Annotated in this window: 17 protein-coding genes; 4 read left to right on the top strand and 13 right to left on the bottom strand. The window is 44.1% G+C overall.

All coding sequences use genetic code 11. The features are described from left to right. Positions 1–348: 348 nt before the first annotated feature. From CEF21_RS02730 to CEF21_RS02720, 3 genes are all read right to left on the bottom strand, one after another. A complete protein-coding gene (locus CEF21_RS02730) occupies positions 349–1,014 on the bottom strand; it encodes a type 1 glutamine amidotransferase domain-containing protein (protein ID WP_123913277.1) in 666 nt (221 codons plus the stop codon). A gap of 166 nt (positions 1,015–1,180) precedes the next feature. Beyond that, on the bottom strand, positions 1,181–1,711 hold the full coding sequence (locus CEF21_RS02725; protein WP_123913276.1) for a P-loop nucleotide/nucleoside kinase family protein: 531 nt from the start codon (positions 1,709–1,711) through the stop codon (positions 1,181–1,183). After that, positions 1,704–2,087, bottom strand: coding sequence for a VOC family protein (locus CEF21_RS02720; protein WP_123913275.1), 384 nt, complete (start codon positions 2,085–2,087; stop codon positions 1,704–1,706). The genes CEF21_RS02725 and CEF21_RS02720 overlap by 8 nt, the downstream gene beginning before the upstream one ends. A gap of 214 nt (positions 2,088–2,301) precedes the next feature. On the opposite strand from CEF21_RS02720, the gene CEF21_RS02715 reads away from it, so the two are divergent. Then, a complete protein-coding gene (locus CEF21_RS02715) occupies positions 2,302–2,736 on the top strand; it encodes a DUF6526 family protein (RefSeq protein WP_123913274.1) in 435 nt (144 codons plus the stop codon). 35 nt (positions 2,737–2,771) lie between these two features. On the opposite strand, the gene CEF21_RS02710 is transcribed toward CEF21_RS02715, so the two are convergent. The 5 genes from CEF21_RS02710 to CEF21_RS02690 all read right to left on the bottom strand — a co-directional run bounded on the left by CEF21_RS02710 (position 2,772) and on the right by CEF21_RS02690 (position 10,076). Further along, entirely contained in the window at positions 2,772–4,184 is a 1,413-nt protein-coding gene (locus CEF21_RS02710) for a Na+/H+ antiporter NhaC family protein (RefSeq protein WP_123913273.1), read from the bottom strand. Between the two features lie 136 nt (positions 4,185–4,320). Then, positions 4,321–4,707 carry an MmcQ/YjbR family DNA-binding protein gene (locus tag CEF21_RS02705; RefSeq protein WP_123913272.1) on the bottom strand — a complete coding sequence of 129 codons (387 nt, stop codon included), beginning with the start codon at positions 4,705–4,707 and terminating at the stop codon, positions 4,321–4,323. Positions 4,708–4,846: 139 nt separating this feature from the next. Continuing rightward, positions 4,847–5,989: a mannitol-1-phosphate 5-dehydrogenase gene (locus CEF21_RS02700; protein WP_123913271.1), complete on the bottom strand. Its 1,143-nt coding sequence runs from the start codon at positions 5,987–5,989 to the stop codon at positions 4,847–4,849. Between the two features lie 5 nt (positions 5,990–5,994). Next, entirely contained in the window at positions 5,995–8,085 is a 2,091-nt protein-coding gene (locus CEF21_RS02695; RefSeq protein ID WP_123913270.1) for a BglG family transcription antiterminator, read from the bottom strand. Between the two features lie 77 nt (positions 8,086–8,162). Then, positions 8,163–10,076 carry a PTS mannitol transporter subunit IICBA gene (locus CEF21_RS02690; RefSeq protein WP_123913269.1) on the bottom strand — a complete coding sequence of 638 codons (1,914 nt, stop codon included), beginning with the start codon at positions 10,074–10,076 and terminating at the stop codon, positions 8,163–8,165. Positions 10,077–10,410: 334 nt separating this feature from the next. On the opposite strand from CEF21_RS02690, the gene CEF21_RS02685 reads away from it, so the two are divergent. From CEF21_RS02685 to CEF21_RS02675, 3 genes are all read left to right on the top strand, one after another. Then, positions 10,411–10,752, top strand: coding sequence for a YflT domain-containing protein (locus CEF21_RS02685; RefSeq protein ID WP_123913268.1), 342 nt, complete (start codon positions 10,411–10,413; stop codon positions 10,750–10,752). 118 nt (positions 10,753–10,870) lie between these two features. Continuing rightward, the gene (gvpT, locus tag CEF21_RS02680) at positions 10,871–11,845 is read left to right on the top strand and encodes a GvpT/GvpP family gas vesicle accessory protein (protein WP_123913267.1); all 975 of its coding nucleotides are present in this window, start codon (positions 10,871–10,873) and stop codon (positions 11,843–11,845) included. Between the two features lie 166 nt (positions 11,846–12,011). Further along, positions 12,012–12,386: a MerR family transcriptional regulator gene (locus tag CEF21_RS02675; RefSeq protein ID WP_123913266.1), complete on the top strand. Its 375-nt coding sequence runs from the start codon at positions 12,012–12,014 to the stop codon at positions 12,384–12,386. An 89-nt stretch (positions 12,387–12,475) separates the two neighbouring features. Here CEF21_RS02675 and CEF21_RS02670 read toward each other — a convergent pair whose 3' ends face one another. The 5 genes from CEF21_RS02670 to CEF21_RS02650 form a co-directional block, all read right to left on the bottom strand. Beyond that, complete coding sequence (locus tag CEF21_RS02670) at positions 12,476–12,892, bottom strand: YbaN family protein (RefSeq protein ID WP_123913265.1); 417 nt, start codon at positions 12,890–12,892, stop codon at positions 12,476–12,478. A 182-nt stretch (positions 12,893–13,074) separates the two neighbouring features. Then, entirely contained in the window at positions 13,075–13,275 is a 201-nt protein-coding gene (locus tag CEF21_RS02665; RefSeq protein ID WP_123913264.1) for a DUF6440 family protein, read from the bottom strand. A gap of 48 nt (positions 13,276–13,323) precedes the next feature. Then, positions 13,324–14,070 (bottom strand): ABC transporter permease, encoded by a 747-nt coding sequence (locus tag CEF21_RS02660; protein ID WP_241156750.1) that lies wholly within the window; start codon positions 14,068–14,070, stop codon positions 13,324–13,326. Further along, on the bottom strand, positions 14,067–14,921 hold the full coding sequence (locus CEF21_RS02655; protein WP_123913263.1) for an ABC transporter ATP-binding protein: 855 nt from the start codon (positions 14,919–14,921) through the stop codon (positions 14,067–14,069). Before CEF21_RS02655 ends, CEF21_RS02660 begins: the two co-directional genes overlap by 4 nt. A 171-nt stretch (positions 14,922–15,092) precedes the next feature. Beyond that, a complete protein-coding gene (locus CEF21_RS02650) occupies positions 15,093–16,094 on the bottom strand; it encodes a LytTR family transcriptional regulator DNA-binding domain-containing protein (RefSeq protein ID WP_123913262.1) in 1,002 nt (333 codons plus the stop codon). Positions 16,095–16,245 lie beyond the last annotated feature (151 nt).

Here is a 16,245-nt window from a genome sequence, read left to right as displayed (position 1 = left end):
GGCCTATTCCAACAGCCTGCTAAGTCTTTTTTATTAAGGAATTTAGATAACGGTTCCAAGGGGACCGCCCTAAAATAGGGGCCTTTAGTGGATGGGCTCGCGGGAATTATTCTGGGTATTGTGCAATTATTTTGGATCTTGTGCAATTCTCTCTGGATTTTGTGCAATTCTCTTGTTCAAGTAATTATTTTTAAATCTGCGCAATTCTTTCGGATATGCTGCGGTACGGTATATATGAAGGTAAAGAGTGGATTATGGCCGCAAGGTTGGCAATTTCCGTGAGTGACGAATTAGATTCCAGGACCATAAAAAAACCCCCCGCTGCGCGCGAGAGGTCTGTACTTCAAGTTAGCTCAATTGTTTAATAACTTCTTTTGCCACACTGATGGTGGACTGCGGATTTTGGCCTGTGATCAGGTTTCCATCGGCTTGAAGATGGTCTGTCCAGTTCTCTTTTGTTACAACGTTCGCACCAAGCTCGCGAAGGCGTGTTTCAAGCAAGAAAGGCATGTATTGATCAAGCGTTGTTTCTCTTTCTTCTGCATCTGTGAATGCTGTTACGGTTTTGCCGGATACAAGCGGAGTTCCGTCAGAAAGCTTCACGCCGACAAGACCGGCAGGACCGTGGCAGACAGCTGCTACAATTTTATCCGCTTCGTACATATCGCGGACGATTTCATGAAGCTTGATGTTGTCCGGAAGGTCGAACATCGTACCATGTCCGCCCGGCATGAAGACTGCATCATAGATGGAGAGATCCTCAACGTCTTCTAGCTTCAATGTGTTTTCAAGATGCTTTGCTGTATCCAGAATTTCCTGTGGAGTTTCTCCGCCTTCCAGACTGCGGTCGTCAACGGGAGCTTGTCCTCCAAGCGGACTGGCTACGGTTACGTCGTATCCAAGTTTTTTGAACTCAACGTAAGCCTCTCCGAACTCAGAAAGCCAAAGTCCTGTTTCGTGACCGTTGTTCATTTTATCAGCCGTTGTTACGACCATTAATATATGTTTCGCCATGATGGTTCCTCCTCATGTGAATGTTTGAATTTGTCCTTGCATTCTATAGTTTACTCGCAGGACATCCATTATACAAATTATGAAATTTCACCGGACACATAAGTATTTTTATGAATCCGCCTCACATGAGATGAGCGGCGATTTTTAGAGCTGTTTACCTTTTTGTCTAAGGCTCAATGACCCATTCTCCCTCGCCCGCCGGCACTTCAAATCCATCTAAAAATGAACGTAAAATCTCATCTGTGATTGGGAACTGGGCATTTGCGTCAAAGCGTTTGTTTCGGATTCCGAGGCGGCTTCTCAACTCTTTTGGCTCCACTTTTAAGTAGACAAGTTTCCATTCTCCTCCGGCTTCCTTGATCAGTTTTTTATATTGCTCTCTTCTCGCCCTCTGCCAAAAGCTAAAATCAATTACAACAGACTGCTGATTGGCGAGCAATTTCACCATTTGCTTCCTCAGCTTCTCTTCTGCCTCTTCTTTCAATTGCTCGTATTCTTCAGGCCGAAAGTCGATGCCATAACGGCCTTTGCTTGCCCATATTTCTTCATCAATGGAAAGACGGATGAAGCCGTTTATTTCAAGCTGCTGGGCAAAAGTGGTTTTACCGCTGCCCGCCACCCCGCACATCATGACAGCGATGGGCAATCCCTCTTTTCTTCCGGATATAAGGTCCTGCAGCGCCTTCTCTTTATTCATTAAAGTTCAGCTGCCAGGAGATGCCGTATTGATCCTGCACCCATGCGAATTTCCGGCTGAACGGCCCGGGCGCAAGCGGCATCATGACCTGCCCGTTTTCTGAAATCTTATGGTAGACCGATTCGATTTCCTCCTCTGTATCGCATGTAATGAATAAGGAAAGAGCCGGTGTAAAGGCGTGATCATCTCCATTCGTATTATCGATGCACATGATGGTTTGTCCCTTAAGTTTAAAAATGGCATGCAAAACCTTTCCATCCGGATGGTGAAGGACACGCAGGATTTCAGAGTCTTCAAAAACGGTCACGTAAAAATTCATGGCCTCTTCTGCCTGGCCGGAAAACATGAAGAAGGGGGTGATTTTTTGACTGGACATTGCTATTCGCTCCTTTCCTTTCCTTATAGGTTCAAGATGGACAGGCTAAATTCCTTTTGTAATAGCCTTGCCCTCCGTAAACCTGACTGGGCAGGACGAGTTTAAACAGAAGGTGCAGCAAAGGAGGCAGGCGCCTCCTTTTCACTTATGAATAGACATTTTGTACAGATACGGTAATATATTATCTTGAATAGATAACCTTTGGAGGACACCGATGGAAAATCAAAATTACAGCAATCATACGAGGATGCACCCGCTTTACCATTATGTTTTATCCGTTCTGATTTTAGCCCTGCTTGTCATTTCGATTGTCTATGCAACAGGTTCACTCATGGAAGGGGTAAATTTGCTTCCAGCCATTTTCATGGTGCTTGCCGCGGTCTGTCTGATTTTATTTTATATTTTAGTGCGAATTTATCCGCTAAAAGCACAGGATCGGGCCATCCGCGCAGAAGAAAATCTCCGGCATTTTGCACTTACAGGGAAGCTGTTAAATCCGGTTCTTACTACAGGGCAAATTGTTGCCCTTCGCTTCGCCTCTGATGAAGAGCTTCCCGGCCTTGCACAAAGAGCGGCAGAGAACAATCTGCCTCCGAAAAAAATTAAAGAAAGCATTCAAAATTGGAAAGCAGATCATTACCGAATCTAAAAAAGCGTCCGGGGGATTTCCCTCCGGACGTCTTTTTATAGAAAAAATGAGACAGCTCCGTATAAAACAACCGTAATCCCGGCAGCAATCAGCGCGGGCCTCAGCTTGTATCTGGCGTACGTGATGACAGACAAGTTCAAGATCCGGGCAATCGTATTGGTGTCATCGCTTAACGGAGAGGCGAACGCTCCAAAGGTGCCGCTTGCAAATACGGTGCCGATCACAAGCGGCAGGGAAAGATGGGAGGCTGCGGCAATGGAAACACCGAGCGGCATGAGGATTCCCCAAGTCCCCCAGGCGGAACCAATAAAATAAGAAACGGCTGCCCCAAAAACAAAGAGAACCGGAACAAGGAGGGATGGCGGAATCCACTGGGAATGACTCGTGACAAAGCGGGAGAATCCAAGCTCCTCACTCGCAGAGGAAAGCCCCCATACAAAGGAAAGCAGCACAATGACAGACATCAATTCATTTCCTCCGAGGATAAAGCTGTTCAGCAGCTCCCCCGTTTTTATCTTCTGGAATCTGAAAAACACAAAGGTTAAAATCAGGGCAACGAGGATGGCGGTAAGCATCGCCGTCATCACGTCCGCTTTAATAAAGGCTGTAAAAAAACCTTTCTCCTTTTGGAATCCGTCCCACCATGTAAACAGGAAAGTCAGGCCAATCACAAGAATAAGCGGGACAAACAGATTCCATGGCCGCTCCGGCAAATCTTTTCCTACCGACGGATCACAATTGTGCCAGTCATCCTCACCGGAGCCGCCCCCGATCTTTTCCGGATCACTTTCCTCCGTCGATTTGGAATGGTGAAAAAAACTTAAATAGATGCCGACGATAATCAGCACATAAGAGAAAAAATTATAAGGAATGCTCTGCAGAAATAGCTGATACGAATCTGCTTTGATGTGCTCATTTTCAAGAGCCAGATCAATAAGCGAAGTCATATACCCGACGAACGCAGTAGCAATCGGAATGAGCACTATAATCGGGGTCGCCGTCGTTTCAATCACAAACCCGAGCTCCTGCGTCGACATCTTCACTTTTTTTAAAAGCGCCCGCATAATGGGTGCAATCGTGACAAAACGGAAGCTGGGGGCTGCAAAGGTTCCGATTGTCGATATGTAGGTTAAAAAAAGGGCCTGCTTCTTTGTCTGAACTTTTGCAGAGGCTGCTTCTACAAACCCGCGAATTCCCCCGGCTATTTTAATCATTCCGATTAAGCCGGTAAAAGCGTAAAGAAACATAAAAATTTTAATATTCCCCGGGTCAATGATCCCCTTTACAAGGATATCAATCATCTTCTTGAGGCCGCCCACGGGACTTGGCTGCAATAAATAAGCACCAGCGAGCAAACCGGCAAACAGACCAGGCAGTACCTGCTTCGTCTTAATCGCTATAGGAATCGCAATCAAAAATGGAATGACCGAAAACCAATCGTGCTGCATGACATCTCACCCTATCCGTTTTTCATCCTTCTTTTAGATTGCGGAAGAGCGAGATGTTTTATCCAAGCCGTTATCTTAAGATGCTTTTGCTTCTGTAATAGGAACCAATTTTACAGTTAACCCTTTATCGTTTTTTTCAATCCCTTAAGCTCTCTCCCCCGCCTGATCTGCTTTCAATCTCTATCTGTACTTTTTTCGGGAGATTCTTCAAAACGAGCTGGTGCGAATGCTGTATAAGCGCCTCCATTACATGATCGGGCACATTGGAATCGAGATAAATCGAGTTCCAGTGTGTTTTGTTCATGTGATAGCCTGGAATAATCCCTTCATACGTTTCTCTCAATTCTTCAGCCCGATACGGGTCACACTTTAACGTAATAATCTGCTTCCTTTTTGTATCGCTGCCTATCAGCGCAAACATTTTCCCGCAGATATGATATCGGTCTGCCTCCCAGACTGGCTGGTAATCATGGATTGTCCCCGGCAGTTCAGAACATATGGCATGAAGCCTCTTTTTATTCATAAGCATTCTCCTTTCTGTAACACTTTCCCTAACATTTTAACTAAAAGTCAGCTTATAAAGTTCCCTCCGGAAAGCAATCGCAGATTTTTTTAAAAAAGCCGCTCCCCCGGCTTTACCGGAGAAACGGCTCTCTGCTTGATTATTTTTTCAGCTGTTCATACTGTGCTGCAATTTCTTTTACAAGCGAACTCTCCCGGTCCAGCTTGCTTACTTCAGTCAGAACATGAACAATTCCATGCTCGCTGACCATCTTCTGCAGTTCAACGGATTCGGAATCATCCTTCACATCAAACAGCAATGCTGCTGCAATGGCCTTCGCCAGGTTTTCCGTCGGAAGCCCAAGGCGGTTCGACTCCCGTGCTGGCTTCACAAGACGGTCTTCTGGTCCAAGCTTTCGGAGCGGGGAACGACCAACCCTTGATACACCATCATGAAGGTATGGATTTTGAAAGCGTCCAATGATTTTTCCGATGTATTTGTCATGCTCGCCTTGGTCCAAACCGTACGTTTTGACTAAATAGGCGCCTGTCTCTTTCAGCGTGTTTTTGACCTGTTCGGAAATGGTTTCGTCATTCAGCGCTTCATCAATGGTTTCTTTCCCGGCAAGCCAGCCGAAATAAGCGGTTACGGCATGACCTGTGTTGACAGTGAATAGCTTTCTTTCAATGAATGGAGCAAGGTCCGGAACGGTCATCATTCCTTCAACATGAGGAATTTCCTGATTGGTTTCCACGACCCATTCATAATATGTTTCAACCAGCACATCGAGAGATCCTTGATTGTTTTGAATCGGAACAATACGGTCGACGGCTGAATTGAAGAAGAATACACGGCCTTCAAGCTTTGCTTTCGTTTCCCCGTCCAGCTGCTCGAGGATGTGTCCTTTCAGGATGTCCGTGGCACCAATCTGATTTTCACAGGCAATGATGTATAGCGGAGCATCATTTTCACCCAAACGCTTCTCAATTCCCTTTGCAATCAGCGGAGCAATTCTTGGAAGGATATTCGGGCCGATGGCGGTTGTTACATACTCTGCCTGTCCGATTGCTTCAATGACTTCCTGTTCCTGCTTCATATTATTTAATCCTGAAACGTTCGCAATTTCCATGACTTCCTGCGGATCTGCTGCAGTTTTTACTTTATAGCTTTTTTCCTCATTCAGTTTATTGATGATTTCATCGGCAATATCCACGAATGTCACGTGGTAGCCCGACTGGGAGAATAACGCTCCGATAAATCCTCTTCCAATATTTCCTGCGCCAAAATGAATCGTGCTTTTCATTATTATCAATCCTTTGCAAGTTTATTTTGTAAGTATGTGAAAAACGTCTCTTCCAGCTTTTTGCGGATCATTTGCTCATTTGAGGAAGAAAAAACAAGCATGTTTTCTTTGCTCTCTACAATGGCCGTACTGATCAGGCTGATGATTTCAAGCTGTTTCGGCCTCAAGCTTAGGGGCGCCAGAAGAAGCAAAATATTCCTTGCCTGCATCTCATTCCGGTCCATTCCTTTAATCAAATATGGCTCCTCTGAATGAACAATCCGGAAGATCAGCTCCTTCACACCCTCATGCCGGGCATGGAAAAGGGCCATATTCGTCTCCGGAACGCCGAGGCCTGCCTGCCGTTCTCTCGCCAGCAGCTGTTCTGCCACATCATCCGATCCGTGCAACAAGCCATCCGTTTCGCATTCAGCCGCCATTTCCTTCAAAAGAAGATGGTGGCTTGATGCTTTCCTGCGGTCTGCAACGGTCAAATTTTTTAAAATCATCCGGATTGAGGTGTGCGTGTCCTCCATTTCCTGTAAAAGAGTACTCAAAGACTGCGCTGTCTCCGTGTCCCTTACATCTTTAGAAACTGGGGAACTGCCGGAGTCGCCATATGGCTGTCTTCGCGTAAAGGTTTGAATATGGCCGCCAAGAAAGTGGCGGATCGATTCAATATCCTCCTCCCTTAGGAGCGGATTGACAAGTACGTAATTTTGCTCAAAAGGCAGTCTGACAGTGGAGATGACTAAGTCATATTCCTGCAGATTCAGTTCCTGGATTTCCTTCAGCGATGCAATTTCAATGGATGAAATCTCTGCCATTTCTTTTTTGATCCGGCTTGCCAGCATTTTTGATGTCCCGATTCCTGTAGGACAGACGACGAGGGCCCGGATCGATAGATCTTCTTTCCGCAGCTCCAGTGCGGAGCCAAAGTGCAGAACAATATAAGCTACTTCATCTTCCGGAAAATAAATCTCGCTGAATTCCTGTTCAAGGCTCTGGGAGACCGCCATATACAGGACCGGATACTTCTTTTTTATATCTTCCGTAAGAGGATTAAAGGATGCAAGCCCTTGCTTGATGCGGAAAAGGGACGGTTCCATATGAGCGAATAAACCCTGGAATAAAGAAAAATCCGATGTAAGATCCAGGTTCAATTTTTCAGAAACGCTCTGAATCATTCGTTTAATGGACCGCCCTACCATCACACTGTCATAGTAAAATTCCTCTGCCGCCTGGACACTTGAACCTCTCCAAATAACCGATAGATACCGGACTTCCGCTTCGTTTAATTGTATGGCAAACGCATTTTCAAACGCTTTGCTGACTTCCTGCATTTTCTGGTATTCCTCATACTCACGAACATAAGAATCCTCTTCCCCGTCTGTCAGCTTAAATCCGCTTTTGTGCCTCTGTACAGTAATGCAGATGTGAACAATCAGTGCGATATACGCACTGTCTGCAAGTTTTAAGTCTTTATTTTGAGCACTTACCTGCTCTTCTGCCTTTTTCAGATAGTTTGGTTCAAAGTAATGCAGGACCTTTTGATTCTCTGCTTGCCAATCGTTCAGACGAAAAATGCTTTCAATCAGTTCTTCGCTGAAATACATAAGAAAGAAACTTGCCAGCGCTTTTCGCTTGGAGTCTTCCCGGGCTATCAGTTCCACCCCTACTCCTTTTTTCCTCGATAATTCGATTCCAAAACTATTGAGCCAGCCAGACAGCTCATCGAGATACGCAGCAAGCGTGGTGACACTGATTCCCAAATCATTTGCAAGCGGACCAAGTTTGATTGCTTCCTTCTCCTCCATTAAATAAATTAAGAGAAGCAGCTTTCTTTCTTCCGCCGTTATATCGATCAGTTTAATATTCACCATCGTCTGAATGAGCTTGAAAATCTGTTCATTTTTTCCGCTGATCGACAATCCTTTATCCGGTGATTTGACTAGAGTGAGCTCAAACTTTTTTAAAATCTGCTCAATATTTTTTAAATCCCGCTGAACGGTTCTGACACTAACATGAAGAAATGCAGCAATGGAATGAGCCGTATGTTTGCCCGACGTTTTAATAATCAGCTCGATCATCGCTTTTTCTCTGGCGGTTACAAACATACCATCCCTCATTTCCAGACGCCTTTTTATGTAAAACAGGAATAGAAAGGTGGATCCCACCTTTCTATCTCTTTTTATTATTTATTTAGTCCTCCGATTACATCCATTAATTCTTCCTTCGTCGCGGCCGATGCCATTTTTTCAATGTTGTCCATATCGGAGCATGTAACGGCGATACCGGATAGAATTTCAAGATGCGTACCGTCTTTCCCTGCGATTCCGAATAGAAGACGGACTTTTTGTCCTCCGAAATCGACTCCGTCCGGAATTTGCAGGATGGTTACGCCGGATTTGATGACATCTTTCTTTGCGTCCTCTGTACCATGCGGAATCGCTACATCATTCCCCATATAGGTAGAGGTCATTTCATCCCGTTCAATCATCGCTTCAATATACGATTCTTTTACGTACCCGCCGTCTGCCAGAACGCGGCCGGCGAATCGGATGGCTTCATCCTTATCAGCAAAACGCTGGTTCAGGAAGATGTTCTCTTTTATAAGGACATCAGAATCAGACGCAGTTTCTGTCGCTTGAGCTTCTTCCACAGGAGCGGCTTCAGCAGGCGCTTCATTGCCAGGACCGTTTTTCAGGCGGTCGACAAGCTTATCGTATTCAGGGCTGGCAAGGAAGCTGTCCACTGAAATATGGTATGCATTCGGCACTTTGTTTTTGGCTCTTGGTGTTAGCTCTTCCTGCGTGATGACAACCTGTGCATCGTTTGGAAGATTTGATATCGCTGAATTCACGGACGTAATATTCAATCCGGCTTCTTTGAATTTTTTTCTTAAAATTGATGCACCCATCGCACTCGATCCCATTCCGGCATCACATGCGAAAATGACTTTGTTTACATCCTGCGGGAATTCACCGGCTGGAGCTGAAGAAGCAAATGTGCTTGCCACACTGCTTTTCTTGCCTTTCATTTCCTGCATTTTGTTCGCTGCCTCTTCAATGCTTGTTTCTTTGTCCTTGCTTGTTTTCAATACAAGGGAAGAAACGATGAAGGAAACAGCTGCAGCTACAAGTACGCCCAGAATGTTCGCAATATATGTTCCGCCGTCCTTCGGTGTTGCAAGAAGAATGGCAATGATGCTGCCAGGAGATGCAGGCGCAGCAAGTCCCCCGCCAAACAGAACCAGTGTAAACACACCGCTCATTCCGCCAAGAATGGCAGCAACAAAGAGCATTGGTTTCATTAAGATATAAGGGAAGTAGATTTCATGAATCCCGCCCAGGAATTGAATAATCGCTGCACCCGGTGCAGATTGTTTAGCGGATCCTTTTCCGAAAATTGTATAAGCAAGAAGGATACCAAGTCCAGGACCAGGGTTTGCTTCCAAAAGGAACAGAACAGACTGTCCATGCTGCTTCGCCTGCTCTAATGCAATTGGAGACAAAACACCGTGGTTAATTGCATTATTCAAGAAAAGAACTTTCGCAGGCTCGATTAGAATGCTGGTAAGCGGCAGAATACCCAATCCTACCATCCAGTCTACACCGGCTACCAGTATGCTGGTAAACGCGGCTACTGCAGGACCTACCCCCGCTAAAGAAAGAAGTGCAAGGGCCCCTCCAATGATCCCTACGGAGAAGTTATTCACCAGCATTTCAAAGCCGGCTTTCACTTTCCCTTCGATCCACCGGTCAAATAACTTAATCGCGTACCCGCCGACCGGTCCCATAATCATGGCACCGAGGAACATCGGGATGTCGGATCCTACGATAACCCCCATCGTGGCAATCGCACCGACTACGCCTCCCCGCTGATCATGAACGAGCTTACCTCCTGTATAACCAATCAGCAATGGAAGCAGATAAGTGACCATAGGACCGACTAACGCAGCTAAATCTTTATTCGGCAGCCAGCCAGTAGGAATAAATAGTGCAGTAATAAAACCCCAGGCGATGAATGCCCCGATATTCGGCATAACCATCGAGCTTAGGAAGTTGCCGAACTTCTGAACGCCAACTTTTATGTTATTTTGAGCCATAAGTGCTCATCCTTTCTAGAAAAATATCATAAAGTACTGATTTAAGTGTATGGTATAAAACGCTTCCACTCAACGATTAGGAAATATGAGTTTGTCGCAGAGGCAGGTGTCAAAACTTTTATTTGTTTACCGTTTCTTTATGATTCGCCTCCTCTTTTATAATTTTTACCAATTTAAGCCTCCTGTCTTTTCTCCTATACTGATGTTTTTCCCTGCAGAACAGCGTTTATAACCAAGGACTTTTTCCTCAAATTTATTTTCAGTATTATAAATACCACTTTTTCCGGTTTACCTTCCTGTCATTCGGGAAACTCACTTTCAGGAGGCGATCATAATGGGTCCAAAATTCAAGCTATTCCACAATGATGAACATTTGAAAGAATCAATTGATAAAATCCGCAAGGACGGGGTGCGTGATGAGGACATCTATATCCTCTCTCACGATAATGACCACGTAAGACGCTCAAGAAAAGAGACCGATGCCAACAAGGTTGGCGTGAAAGTGACCGGCCTTGGCACGGCAACTAAAAATATATTCCGAAGCAAGGATGACAAGCTTGTCGTTAAGATGCAGAAAATCGGCTTCGACACAAAGAAAGCGGAACAGCTGGAAGAAGAGCTCGATAAAGGAAAAACACTTTTAATCGTGACCAATCAGGACGAAGTTTCTTTTTAGAAGGTCTTTAAGAAAGGCCTTTTCTTTTAAAAATGGCTGTTAAACAGGGCGCTCATGCTGATCGGAGCATTTTCCGCCTAAAAAACTGCACAAAAATATTAAAGGAGGCGAACACGGAATGGACAAGTCCAAACTAGCGAAAAACATGTTCAAAGGCAATACAGTGAAACGCACGGTCGCCGGAGGAATTCTAGGAGCCACTGTCGGCTACTTTGCCACCCCGGAGCGCAGCAAAAAAATAATTGCCCTGATGGGAAATGAAGCTTTAAAAAATGTCGGAATTGATACCGATGTAAGTCAGGTAACGAAAAAGCTCGAAGGAGCGGGCGAAAAATCCAAGCAAGCCCTCGGGAAGCTGAATTTCATGAAAAACCGCAAGAAAAAGAAAGAAGACTTCCCGGAAAACGAAGATGAAATGGAAATGAGCTCCGAAGACGAGCAGCATGAGGACCAGAATAACGATGAAAATGACCAATATAACTCTTTAAAAGAAGAAAAGAAAAGGCTTCAGCAGCAAATGAAAGAACTGGAAGAAAAAATGAAAAAGTACAGCCATGAAACACCGGAAGATGAAGATGAGGAAGAAGAAGAATACAGCGGCAAAGAAGAGAGTGTCCGTGCATCAGACGAGGAGTCGGATGACGCTAAAGAGGAAGACGAGCAAGAACAGGATAGCGAATACGACTACGAAGATGAAGATTCTGACGAATACGACTACGAGGACGAAGAAGAAGATCAGGCCGCAAGCGAAGAAAAGGAAAAACAAGCTTCTGCTAAAAATGAAGAGCAGGAAGAGAACGAAGGAAAAGACCAGGCCGCAAGCGAGGAAAAGGAAAAACAAGCTTCTGCTAAAAACGAAGAGCAGGAAGAGAACGAAGAGCAAGATAACACCAAGAACGAAGGAAAAGAACAGGATCAGCCTGAGAACGAAGAAAAAAAAGCTAAGACTCAAACGAAAGCTCCAAAGCGAAGAATTCAGCGCAAAAGCAAAAAACAAGAAACAGACCAGCATGACAACCGTTCAGACCAGGACGAAGAAGAGGAATCACACACAGTCCTTAAAAGCAATGATGACACATCTAAAGCAGGATAAAGGAAGCATTGGACCTGATTCGATTGATGATCAGGTTTTTTTATTTGTGTCTATTGCAGGTTCCTAGATTTTTCTCCAACATGCTGCCTTTATCCCACTCAAAAGTTGCATTAGATGACACTCTAAGGTTTAAGATAGTACCAAAGGTAACGAGAGGAGATCACGAATGGGACTTACCATCAAAGAAGCTTCAGAAAAAACCGGAATGAGCACTCATACCATCCGCTTCTATGAAAAAGAAGGCCTTCTTCCTTTCCTTAAAAGGGATCAGGCTGGATATCGCATTTTCACAGACCATGACCTGGAGTGGCTGGATTTTATCTCGTGTCTGCGGGTAACCGACATTCCCCTGTCAGAATTAAAGAGAATTGTTGAACTGACGGAAGAAGGCATTCATACGATTCCGGAAAGAAAGAACGTACTGCTTGAACATAAGGAGAAGCTGATCGCTAAACAGGAAGAACTCGATCGGGCTTTTAAGAAAATCGAAGTGAAAATGAAGTATTTCGATCATCTTGAGAAGAATGCAAAGATTCATTAAGGTAAAAAAAGACGAGGTGCTTATGCAGCTCGTCTTCTTTCTATCGCTTTATTTAGAGCTTTCAGCAGTTTTACACCCCCGCCGCTGCTTCACATGGATTCAGACTTCTTTGCAGCCTCGGCACCAGGGTGAATCGTCTTAATTTTATAGATAAAATAATAATGCTTATAGAAAGCAAGGACAATCAGCAGGATTCTAATGATCCATATATCTACATAAATCACGGAAGCCACAATAAACAGATCCGCAATTACATTAATTCTTATTTTCTCTGCCCGGCTCATCCCCTTCTTTTGCAGGAAGGCCAGCACATATTTTTTATAAATCCAGGTGCTCTTAAACCAATGATCCATCCTCTTCGAGCTTTTCGCAAAGCAAAACACGGCAATTAAGTAAAAAGGACCTCCCGGCAGAACAGGAAGGAACGTTCCTGCAATCCCAATCATCAAGGCTATTGATCCGATTGAAACCAATAGGATCATTTTAATCATTTTAATCGTGTTCATGGAATCTCCCCTGCAGCTTGATCGTAATCTTTCTCTTCACTTTATCAAAGAAATACGAAACCTCCAAAGCTTATACCTGATTAAAAATATGGAAATTCAATTTTCTATATGTTTATGCCAGTCCTTTTATTTCAGGAACTAAAAAAGAACGAATCATAAAGACCCGTTCCATTGATCTGCGATTACTTATCAGCATCCTCTATCCATTCCACTATTGGTTCACCTTTCTCATCCAGCAGGGGGGTGAGTCCGCTGCCCTGTGGGTTCCATGTATGCAAATAGTTTACTCCTGTTTGACGGTCAACGAGAATATAAATCAGGCCGTGCTGATAATTTTGCACCATCTTTTCATCGAAACGCTTTTCCGTTTTTTTACCAAACATGAATAATCACCTCCTTTAATAATCATTTCAGCAAGAACAAGCAGTACCTTAACGGTCCAATCCGTTTTTCTTATAGGCGTAAACAAAAACCCCTAATGCAGCAGCCAGCCAGCCGATGAGGACACTAATGTCGGTGGCATTCCATATATAGCCGCTCTCAGAAACGATACCGTTCACATAGTTTGTCAGCACCCCTGTGTAGGTATAGTCCAATATGGCGGACAAATCCTCCTGGAAAAGCTTCACTGCAGGTACGGAAGTCAAAAGCAAGGTTATCGGCATGCTCAATAAGGAAGCCTGCGCCTGGTTTTTAGAGAAAATTCCAATAATATACCCTATGATCAGGCTGATCAGGCTCGCTGCAGTTGTCATCATGAAGAAGGTTCCAAATGGGATGTTCCCAAATGAAGACCCGCTCACAGGAATCATCAGCAGATTGACCAGGATTAACAGCAGAAAAGGAGGCAGCAGTGTCCCTATCAAGTACTCCAGACCATTAACAGAGGACGTCATGAGTACTCTCAATGTGTTCTTTTCCTTTTCTTCTGCTAATGGAGCACTGCTCATAGAGATTCCAGCTATGGCGATGTTGAAAATAATCCCGAAGCTCAGGGCGAATGCATTCGTTGAAAAGGATACTCCTTCATTGTTTACATCTACATCCGGCATAATATTTTTAATGACAAACACAAATCCCAAAGCGAGAATCGGCCCTAACATGACTCCCGTATTATTCAGCAGCGTCTGAAATTTCATAGCCGTGATGGCTCTGACTTTTTTTACTGAAATTCTCAAAGCAATTCCCTCCCCGTCAGTTCCAGGAACACTTTTTCTAATGTCGGTTCATTGGAATGAATTGTAACAAGCTCGCCAGCGGCTATCCACTGCTGGATCTTTTCCCCTGTTTCCTCAGAGTGAGGCAGCATAAATTCCCGCTCGTCCTCTAATCGAATCTGATACTGTTTATTCCGATTGTACTTGAGGCACAGCGCTTTAGGGGCTCCATGCTCTACAATTACCCCATCATGAAGAAGAGCAATTTGATCACATAGTTTAGCCGCCTCGTCCATGTTGTGGGTCGTAAGGAAAATGGCCGTCCCCGATTCTTTCAGCTCCAGCAGCAATTCGTGTACAGATGTAGCTGTACTCGGGTCTAAACCGCTCGTCGGTTCATCCAAGAAGAGCACCTTTGGCTCATGCAAGATGGCTCTGGCCAGAACCAGCCGCTGTGTCATCCCCTTCGAAAGCTTACCGGCAATTTTATTTTTATGCCCGAACAGCCCCACTCTTTTCAGAAGAACATCAATCCGTTCCATCTCTACTCCTAAAATCCTGGCGAACAGCTTCAAGTTGCTGTAAACGGTCATTCTTTCATATAATCCACTGTTATCTGTAACAATGCCGACTTGTTCGTAAATGCTTTCGTTTATTTGTTCGATGGGTTTTCCTAATACCGTTGCTTTTCCTGAAGTTTGCGCCAATTGTCCGGTTAGTATTTTAATCGTGGTTGTTTTCCCTGATCCAGAGGGGCCCAGAAATCCAAAAATTTCACCAGATCGGACTGAGAAACTAAGTTTTTTTAATGCCGGTTCGTTTTTGAACTGCTTGGATAACTGTTCAGCATCAATCACTGTATGTCTTTCCATATACTCCACTCCCTTAAATAAAAAGTTGGGCGTTTGATGAAGCTTCCCATCTGTTTTACAGTTTAGTACTGATCAAGGGGAAAGTCGTAAAAGTCCGCTGAACAGTACTGTAAGAAGCTCAAATGCAGCAAAAAAAGGCTGAAATGTACTCATTTCTGCCTCACCTGTACGCTAAAAATCAAGTAATTGCTTCATTTCTTCTAAACGGGTTCTGGAAAGAGGAACCTTTACATTTGGATGACCTTTTAAAATCAGCGTGTAGCTGTTCTTTGAATAGCTAATCAATTCTGAAACCCGCTGCAGGTTAACTAAATACGACCGGTGGCATCTGAAAAAACCGAATGTATGTAATTTCTCTTCGAGGTCATTCATAGTCAAGTCTGTAGGGAAGTATTCCTCATTAATGCGCAAATGGCTGACACTGTTGATGCTTTCAATATAATCAATCTCATCAGGATTGAAAAAAATGGTCTTATCCGCTAATTTACATGTTACTTTGAAAACACGGTTCGGCTTAAATGCTTCACTCTCTTTCTTTTGCATGAGTATGTCATCCGTGTCTTCGGCGAGAAGATCAGTTTTTTCCAGACCCGCTGCTTGATTATAGCGGTAGATCTCGCTGGTTAACAGCAATAAATCTTCGATTGAATTAGAGGTGATGACCGTTGCCGTGATACCGCAGCGGACATGTTCAACCGCTTTTAAATAAAGCTCAATTCCTTCACCCGATAAGTTTTCTAACGGATTTTCAATTAGCAGCACATCAGGAGAAAACAAAGACATTCGAAATAAGCTGACCCTTCTTTTCTGATCATCTGTCAATTTTTTGATTTTCGCACCCCACACATCCAGCAGAGAAAAGGCAGCAACGGATTCCTCCAAAGGGTCCGGATAATCTGCAAGCTGCTTAAAAAATTTCAGGTAGCTTTGAACGGTTAGCGAATCATATAAGCCCTCATCTTTCATTTGCGAAAAAATCGATTCTGTCTCTCTATGGATATGGCCGCTGGAAGGAGGAATTCTCCCTGTTATCAAATCAAACAGCATGACACTTTCTTCATTGGACATCTTTATCCCGATATGCGAGGACTCACCAATAACTAAATCTACATTCTTTAAAATAATCCGGTGAGCTTCTTCTTTCATTACTTGATCTAAAGAAACAAAAGTCATGGTATACTCACTTTCTTTGTTTATTTATGTACTGGTTATCCTATCAGCTTTGCGATGACTGGCAATCACTAACTCTTTTCATCCATATTCCCGTTTTTGCACTCGTTTTAAGCGTGGCCATAAAAAAGTATTTTTTGTTTAGTGCCGGCCA

The sequence above is a fragment of the Bacillus sp. FJAT-42376 genome, assembly GCF_003816055.1.
Lineage (GTDB): Bacteria > Bacillota > Bacilli > Bacillales > Bacillaceae > Metabacillus_B.
Note: the sequence above shows the minus strand (reverse complement) of the source record. Positions and strands in the feature narration are given on the sequence as shown.

Bases quoted from the DNA above. Each gene is read 5' to 3' on its own strand.
- CEF21_RS02730 (WP_123913277.1), bottom strand. From the start codon at position 1,014: ATGGCGAAACATATATTAATGGTCGTAACAACGGCTGATAAAATGAAC.
- CEF21_RS02725 (WP_123913276.1), bottom strand. From the start codon at position 1,711: ATGAATAAAGAGAAGGCGCTGCAGGACCTTATATCCGGAAGAAAAGAG.
- CEF21_RS02720 (WP_123913275.1), bottom strand. From the start codon at position 2,087: ATGTCCAGTCAAAAAATCACCCCCTTCTTCATGTTTTCCGGCCAGGCA.
- CEF21_RS02715 (WP_123913274.1), top strand. From the start codon at position 2,302: ATGGAAAATCAAAATTACAGCAATCATACGAGGATGCACCCGCTTTAC.
- CEF21_RS02710 (WP_123913273.1), bottom strand. From the start codon at position 4,184: ATGCAGCACGATTGGTTTTCGGTCATTCCATTTTTGATTGCGATTCCT.
- CEF21_RS02705 (WP_123913272.1), bottom strand. From the start codon at position 4,707: ATGAATAAAAAGAGGCTTCATGCCATATGTTCTGAACTGCCGGGGACA.
- CEF21_RS02700 (WP_123913271.1), bottom strand. From the start codon at position 5,989: ATGAAAAGCACGATTCATTTTGGCGCAGGAAATATTGGAAGAGGATTT.
- CEF21_RS02695 (WP_123913270.1), bottom strand. From the start codon at position 8,085: ATGTTTGTAACCGCCAGAGAAAAAGCGATGATCGAGCTGATTATTAAA.
- CEF21_RS02690 (WP_123913269.1), bottom strand. From the start codon at position 10,076: ATGGCTCAAAATAACATAAAAGTTGGCGTTCAGAAGTTCGGCAACTTC.
- CEF21_RS02685 (WP_123913268.1), top strand. From the start codon at position 10,411: ATGGGTCCAAAATTCAAGCTATTCCACAATGATGAACATTTGAAAGAA.
- gvpT (WP_123913267.1), top strand. From the start codon at position 10,871: ATGGACAAGTCCAAACTAGCGAAAAACATGTTCAAAGGCAATACAGTG.
- CEF21_RS02675 (WP_123913266.1), top strand. From the start codon at position 12,012: ATGGGACTTACCATCAAAGAAGCTTCAGAAAAAACCGGAATGAGCACT.
- CEF21_RS02670 (WP_123913265.1), bottom strand. From the start codon at position 12,892: ATGAACACGATTAAAATGATTAAAATGATCCTATTGGTTTCAATCGGA.
- CEF21_RS02665 (WP_123913264.1), bottom strand. From the start codon at position 13,275: ATGTTTGGTAAAAAAACGGAAAAGCGTTTCGATGAAAAGATGGTGCAA.
- CEF21_RS02655 (WP_123913263.1), bottom strand. From the start codon at position 14,921: ATGGAAAGACATACAGTGATTGATGCTGAACAGTTATCCAAGCAGTTC.
- CEF21_RS02650 (WP_123913262.1), bottom strand. From the start codon at position 16,094: ATGACTTTTGTTTCTTTAGATCAAGTAATGAAAGAAGAAGCTCACCGG.